The following is a 6,107-nucleotide window of genomic DNA, read 5'->3' on the forward strand; positions in this document are numbered from 1 at the left end:
ACTCGCCGCCATGGCACGGCGATGGCGCAGGGCCGCGCGTGGGCGCTGGCCCTCGCGGCCGGCGTCGTCGGCGGTTCGCTGTGCTGGGGGTTATGCGCGGCGTTCGGCCTCGCCGCCGCGATGCAGCGCTGGTCCGGCGCGCTCGCGGTCGTCAAGACGATCGGTGGGTTGTATCTGTTGTGGATGGCGTGGCAGGCGGCGCGCAGGGTGCGCGGGGCGTCGAGCACGGTGACGGCAGTGCCGGTAACGGAAGGCTATGCGCGCACGTGTGCACGCGGCGCGGCCATGCACCTGACGAATCCGAAGGCGATCGTCGTCTGGCTGTCGGTGGTGTCGCTGGCCCTGCCCGCAGCCGCGGCCCAGGCCGACGCGCTGGCCATCGTCGTCTCGTGCGCATGCTACTGGCCAGGCAGGGCACGTGACGCCAACACCAAGCTGGCTTCCGCGTGGGCTCGGTGAGCCCACCCTACGCGCCGGCCGCCTCGATCAGAGCAGGACGAGGTTATCCCGATGCACCAGCTCGGGCGCCTCGACATAGCCGAGGATGCCCTCGATCTCGCTCGACGCGTGGCGCATGATGCGCTTGGTTTCGCCACTCGTGTAGTTGGTGAGGCCACGCGCGATCTCGTGGCCCGCTTCGTCCACGCAGCCGACGAGCGCGCCGCGGCCGAATTCGCCGCGCACGGCCGTGACGCCGATCGGCAACAGCGATTTACCCTCGTTCTTCAGCTTGCGCACGGCGCCGGCGTCCAGCACGAGTTGGCCCGCCGTGTGCAKGTGGTCGACCATCCACTGGCGGCGTGCGGTCAGGCGGGCCGTCGGTGCCGTCAGTTGCGTGCCGATCGCCTCGCCGTTCGCCAGGCGCGTGAGGACGTTGTCTTCGCGGCCCCATGCGATCACCGTGTGGGCACCCGAGCGGGCCGCGCGCTTCGCGGCCAGCACCTTCGTCAGCATGCCGCCGCGGCCGATGCTGCTGCCGGCGCCGCCGGCCATCGCTTCCAGCGACGTGTCGCCGGCCTGCGCTTCCTCGATCAGGCGCGCGGACGGATCCTTGCGCGGGTCGGCCGAGTACAGGCCCTTCTGGTCGGTCAGGATCACGAGTGCATCCGCCTCGATCAGGTTGGCGACCAGCGCACCCAGGGTGTCGTTGTCGCCGAACTTGATCTCGTCGGTGACGACGGTGTCGTTCTCGTTGATGATCGGGACGACGCCCAGGCCCAGCAACGTGGTGAGCGTGGAGCGCGCGTTCAGGTAGCGCTCGCGGTCGGCGAGGTCGGCATGCGTGAGCAGCACTTGCGCCGTCTTCACGCCGTGGCTGCGGAAGCTCGTCTCGTAGATCTGCGCGAGGCCCATCTGGCCGCAGGCGGCGCAGGCCTGCAGTTCGTGGATGTCGGTCGGGCGCGCCGTGAAGCCCAGGCGCAGCATGCCTTCGGCGATGGCGCCGGACGATACGAGCACGACTTCCTTGCCGAGCGACCGCAGCGAGGAGATCTGCGCGGCCCAGCGCGCGATGGCGCTGTGGTCGAGGCCCCGGCCTTCGTCGGTGACGAGCGAGGAGCCGACTTTGACGATGATGCGGCTGGCGGATTGGATAACGGAGTTCATGGCGACGGTCGGTTTGACAGGAAGCGTCCTCGCGGGCGCAGGCCGATCAGCGCCAGGCCGACCGCCAGCTCGATCCCGCTGACGACGAACAATAGGCCCTGGGGCAGGCCGATCGCGAAGGCCGCGACGAAGCGGCCGAGCGGCTGCGCCAGGATGAACAATGCTGCGAGGTCGCCGAGGATGGGCTGGTCACCCTGCCTGGCCGCCAGCAGAGCCAGCCCCGCGGTGGCGAGGCGCACTCCGACGCAGAGGGCGTAGAACTGGCTGTAGCCGTTCACGCCCACGGGGAACAGTCCCATCGCATCCGCCACCCGGTCCGGATCGAGCACGGCCGCCAGCGCGGCCAGCGACTGCGCCGTGGCCGCGATAGTCAGCAGCTGGCGGCGCAGGCGCGCGCGCACGGAACTGCCGGCGATATGGGCGAAGGAGACTGCCAACGATTTAATCTTCGAGGATCTTGAAACGCGGGTCGTCCGGATCGATCGACGAGATGCCGCGCGCTTCCTCGGTCATCTGCGTCTCTTCCGAGCGCTGCTCCGAGTGGCGCGTCTCTTCGAGATACTTGTAGATCGCGTGCACGAGGTCTTCGCAGCCTTCGCGGTTCAGCGCCGAGATCTCGAACACGGGGCCCTTCCAGGCCATGCGCTTGACGAAGTCCTTGACGACCTTCTTGCGCTCTTCTTCCGGCACGACGTCCAGCTTGTTCAGCACGAGCCAGCGCGGCTTGTTGACCAGTTCCTCGTCGTACTTCTCGAGTTCCTTCACGAGCGCCTTGGCTTCCTTGACGGGGTCGGTCTTGCCGTCCATCGGCGCGACGTCGACGATGTGCAGCAACAGGCCCGTGCGGCTCAGGTGGCGCAGGAACTGGTGACCGAGGCCGGCGCCTTCGGCCGCGCCTTCGATCAGGCCCGGGATGTCCGCGATCACGAAGCTCTTCGCGTGCGAGACGCGCACGACGCCGAGGTTCGGGTGCAGGGTGGTGAATGGATAGTCGGCGATCTTCGGACGCGCGTTCGAGACCGCCGTGATGAACGTCGACTTGCCGGCGTTCGGCATGCCCAGCAGGCCCACGTCGGCCAGCACCTTCAGCTCCAGGCGCAGCTCGCGGCGGTCGCCCGCCTTGCCGTCCGTCTTCTGGCGCGGTGCGCGGTTGGTCGACGTCTTGAAGTGGATGTTGCCCCAGCCGCCCTCGCCGCCCTTGGCCAGCAGTTCGACCTGGTCATGTTCGGTGAGGTCGGCGATGATCTCGCCATTGACGTCGTCGACGATCAGCGTGCCGACCGGCATGCGCAGGTAGACGTCTTCCGCGCCGCGGCCATAGCAATCGGAACCGCGGCCCGGCTCGCCGTTGCGCGCCGTGTGGACCTTGGAGAAACGGAAGTCCACCAGCGTGTTGATGTTGCGGTCGGCGACTGCGTAGATCGAGCCGCCGCGGCCGCCGTCGCCGCCGTCCGGACCGCCGAACGGGCGGAATTTCTCGCGGCGGAACGAGGCGCAGCCGTTGCCGCCGTCGCCGGCGATCACTTCGATTCTTGCTTCGTCGATAAACTTCATGATGAGACCACCAAAACGAAAGGCTGTGTCACTGTTAAAAGCGGACCAGGCGTCCATGATAGACGAACGGCCGCGGAACATTCCGCACTTAACGGTGACAATGCCAAAAATTAAAAAGGCCCTACCGGAGGGCAGAGCCTATCGATTGCAAGGCTTGGCGCCTTACTGCGCGGGATCAGGCTTGCGCCAGTCCCGCTGCCGCTTGATTTAAGCAGCGACTGCTTCAGCTGCGACGACGGTCACGTACTGCTTCGAACCGACGCCTTGCTTGACGAACTTGACCGTGCCATCGACCAGGGCGAACAGGGTGTGGTCCTTGCCCAGGCCAACGTTGGTGCCCGGACGAACCTGGGTACCGCGCTGACGCACGATGATGCCGCCGGCGTTGATCGCCTGGCCGCCGTAGACTTTCACGCCGAGGCGTTTGCTTTCTGAGTCACGGCCGTTTCGCGTAGTGCCGCCGCCTTTTTTGTGTGCCATTTCAAATGCTCCTTGATTAGCTAAATAGGGACGCGCGGCGATTAGCCGTTGATCGCAACCACTTGGATTTCGGTGTAGTTCTGGCGATGGCCCTGACGCTTCTGGTAGTGCTTACGACGACGCATTTTGAAAATGCGCACTTTGTCGTGACGACCGTGCGACACAACAGTCACGCGAACCGAAGCACCTTCCACCAGCGGAGCACCAAACTTGATGCTCTCGCCCTCGCCAACGGCGAGAACCTGATCGATAGTGAGTTCGGAACCAATGTCTGCCGGTATCTGTTCTACTTTGAGTTTTTCGCCAGCGACAACTTTGTATTGCTTGCCACCGGTTTTTATGACCGCGTACATGATTGAGAAACCTCGTTGATTGTTAAGAAATATTCCTTCGATCCCGGCGACGAGATGTAGCAAATGAGCAGCCATGGATTCGGGGAACAGAGGATTATACATGGTCTGCTGCAGGGCGTCAAAACCGTTGTGGTGACGCGGCCGCCCTGCGGCTTTCCCTCTGGCGCCGCCGGGAATAAGGGCGGGATTTCCTTGCATGTCGTATAATCGCGACTCAACAAAACCTATCCGCATCCAACGTCAGCAGGTCCGCCTTGTCCGCCGCTACCCAAACCGCACAACAGAACCCCATCACCCGCACGATCGCAGCCGACATGGAAGCCGTCAACTCGGTGATCCGCCAGCGTCTGCAGTCCGAGGTCGCGCTGGTGAACCAGATCGCCGAGTACATCATCAGCGCCGGCGGCAAGCGGATCCGTCCCGTGCTGGTGCTGCTGCTGGCGAACGCCTACGGTTACAAGGGCGCCGGCCACCACGAGCTGGCGGCCGTCGTGGAATTCATCCACACCGCCACCCTGCTGCACGACGACGTCGTCGACGAATCCTCGATGCGCCGCGGGCGCCAGACCGCGAACGCCATGTTCGGCAATGCGGCGTCGGTGCTCGTCGGCGACTACCTGTACTCGCGCGCGTTCGAGATGATGACGAGCCTGGACAACATGCGCGTGATGCAGATCCTGTCGCGCGCCACCACCGTCATCGCGGAAGGCGAAGTGCTGCAGCTGCTGAACATGCACGATCCGGACGTCACGCAGGACAGCTACCTGCGCGTGATCCGCTCGAAGACGGCGAAGCTGTTCGAGGCCGCCGCCCAGCTGGGTGCCCTCGTGGCCGGCGCGAACGATGGTCAGATCGAAGCGGCCGGAGAATACGGCCGCTCGCTGGGCACCGCGTTCCAGCTGATCGACGACGTGCTCGACTACGCGGGCGACGCCGCCGAGATCGGCAAGAACGTGGGCGACGACCTGCGCGAAGGCAAGCCGACGCTGCCGCTGATCTATGTGATGGAAAACGGCACGCCCGAGCAGCGCGAGCTGATCCGCTCGTGCATCGAACAGGGCGACGAAACCCATTTCGACGCCGTGCTGACGGCCGTCACGAACAGCGGCGCGCTGGACTTCACGCGCTGCGAAGCGGAAGTCGCCGCACGCCGCGCCGCGGCCGCGATCGCCGACCTGCCGGACAGCGAATACAAGCAGAGCCTGCTGCAGCTGTGCGCCTTCGCTGTTGACAGAAACCACTGAGACAACTATAGTAATGCCTTCCCGAGATTTCGGTGACGAAGTCTCAAACAGTCGGGGTGTAGCTTAGCCCGGTAGAGCGCTACGTTCGGGACGTAGAGGCCGGAGGTTCGAATCCTCTCACCCCGACCATCATCTCTTCTTTTTGCAGCATTCTTCGCGACACTCTCCCGGGTATAGCAGCTGCTTCAAAGACTACCTACCGTCGGGGTGTAGCTTAGCCCGGTAGAGCGCTACGTTCGGGACGTAGAGGCCGGAGGTTCGAATCCTCTCACCCCGACCACGAATTCCATAGCAAAAACAGCGGGCTACCCTACGCCATTGATGACGATAGTCGGCGCCATGCTTTTTGGTCTTCCATTCACCTTCGCCCAGCATCTGGTTCGGAAGTCATCGATGTTTCGATGAAGGCTTGCGTGACTGTCCTACGCTCTTCACTGCGCCATTCYGACATTTAGCTCGGCTTCGACCCTAGCCGCGTCGCTGATTCGATTGCTGTCCCGATAGGCCCTTGCCAACAGTCGGCCGGACTCGGCACCGGTAACATCGAGTTCCTTGGCTTTCGCCATGCTGTACGCCTTTTCGAGAACCGGCAACGCACAGGCGACGCAGCCGGTCTGCAGCCATGCCCTGCCAAGCAACGTGAAGGTAGCGGTGTCGCGAAGCCCGTTGCTCGCGGCCGACTCCAATTGCGCGATTGCCTCGGCATTCAACCCCGCCAGCAATCGAGCACGAGCGCTGACGTAAGTGCGCTCGGATCGAGACAAGGTAATGTCGGCCGAGATCTCGCCAAGTAACCCATCCATGGCACTAGCGTCACTCTGCGCCAGCACCTTGAACCCTGAATTAAGAGTACCAGAGGACAACGTTGGCT

8 protein-coding genes and 2 tRNA genes are annotated in these 6,107 nt (G+C 64.2%); 4 read left to right on the forward strand and 6 right to left on the reverse strand.

Features of this window, described 5'->3' with window-relative positions; genetic code table 11:
* Positions 1–459 (forward strand): LysE family translocator (locus tag AC1DYX_RS26275; protein WP_477264356.1); only part of this gene is annotated, 459 nt, incomplete at its 5' end.
* 27 nt (positions 460–486) lie between these two features.
* On the opposite strand, the gene proB is transcribed toward AC1DYX_RS26275, so the two are convergent.
* The 5 genes from proB to rplU form a co-directional block, all read right to left on the reverse strand.
* Positions 487–1,605: a glutamate 5-kinase gene (proB, locus tag AC1DYX_RS26280; protein WP_477264359.1), complete on the reverse strand. Its 1,119-nt coding sequence runs from the start codon at positions 1,603–1,605 to the stop codon at positions 487–489.
* Complete coding sequence (locus tag AC1DYX_RS26285; protein WP_477264361.1) at positions 1,602–2,042, reverse strand: hypothetical protein; 441 nt, start codon at positions 2,040–2,042, stop codon at positions 1,602–1,604. The genes proB and AC1DYX_RS26285 overlap by 4 nt, the downstream gene beginning before the upstream one ends.
* Before the next feature lie 4 nt (positions 2,043–2,046).
* Positions 2,047–3,159, reverse strand: a complete 1,113-nt coding sequence (gene cgtA / locus AC1DYX_RS26290; protein ID WP_477264363.1) for an Obg family GTPase CgtA — start codon at positions 3,157–3,159, stop codon at positions 2,047–2,049.
* 207 nt (positions 3,160–3,366) lie between these two features.
* A complete protein-coding gene (rpmA, locus tag AC1DYX_RS26295; RefSeq protein WP_036229665.1) occupies positions 3,367–3,639 on the reverse strand; it encodes a 50S ribosomal protein L27 in 273 nt (90 codons plus the stop codon).
* Between the two features lie 41 nt (positions 3,640–3,680).
* Entirely contained in the window at positions 3,681–3,992 is a 312-nt protein-coding gene (gene rplU, locus AC1DYX_RS26300) for a 50S ribosomal protein L21 (RefSeq protein WP_036230184.1), read from the reverse strand.
* Between the two features lie 254 nt (positions 3,993–4,246).
* On the opposite strand from rplU, the gene ispB reads away from it, so the two are divergent.
* From ispB to AC1DYX_RS26315, 3 genes are all read left to right on the forward strand, one after another.
* Positions 4,247–5,236, forward strand: coding sequence for an octaprenyl diphosphate synthase (gene ispB, locus AC1DYX_RS26305; RefSeq protein ID WP_477264365.1), 990 nt, complete (start codon positions 4,247–4,249; stop codon positions 5,234–5,236).
* A gap of 52 nt (positions 5,237–5,288) precedes the next feature.
* Positions 5,289–5,365: transfer RNA gene (locus AC1DYX_RS26310), tRNA-Pro, on the forward strand.
* Positions 5,366–5,439: 74 nt separating this feature from the next.
* Positions 5,440–5,516 (forward strand) — tRNA-Pro (locus tag AC1DYX_RS26315).
* Positions 5,517–5,667: 151 nt separating this feature from the next.
* On the opposite strand, the gene AC1DYX_RS26320 is transcribed toward AC1DYX_RS26315, so the two are convergent.
* Positions 5,668–6,107: hypothetical protein (locus AC1DYX_RS26320; protein ID WP_477264367.1), on the reverse strand; the 440-nt coding region annotated here is incomplete at its 5' end.

Source organism: Massilia sp. P2_C2, from assembly GCF_056404615.1.

Bases quoted from the DNA above. Each gene is read 5' to 3' on its own strand.
- cgtA (WP_477264363.1), bottom strand. From the start codon at position 3,159: ATGAAGTTTATCGACGAAGCAAGAATCGAAGTGATCGCCGGCGACGGC.
- rpmA (WP_036229665.1), bottom strand. From the start codon at position 3,639: ATGGCACACAAAAAAGGCGGCGGCACTACGCGAAACGGCCGTGACTCA.
- rplU (WP_036230184.1), bottom strand. From the start codon at position 3,992: ATGTACGCGGTCATAAAAACCGGTGGCAAGCAATACAAAGTTGTCGCT.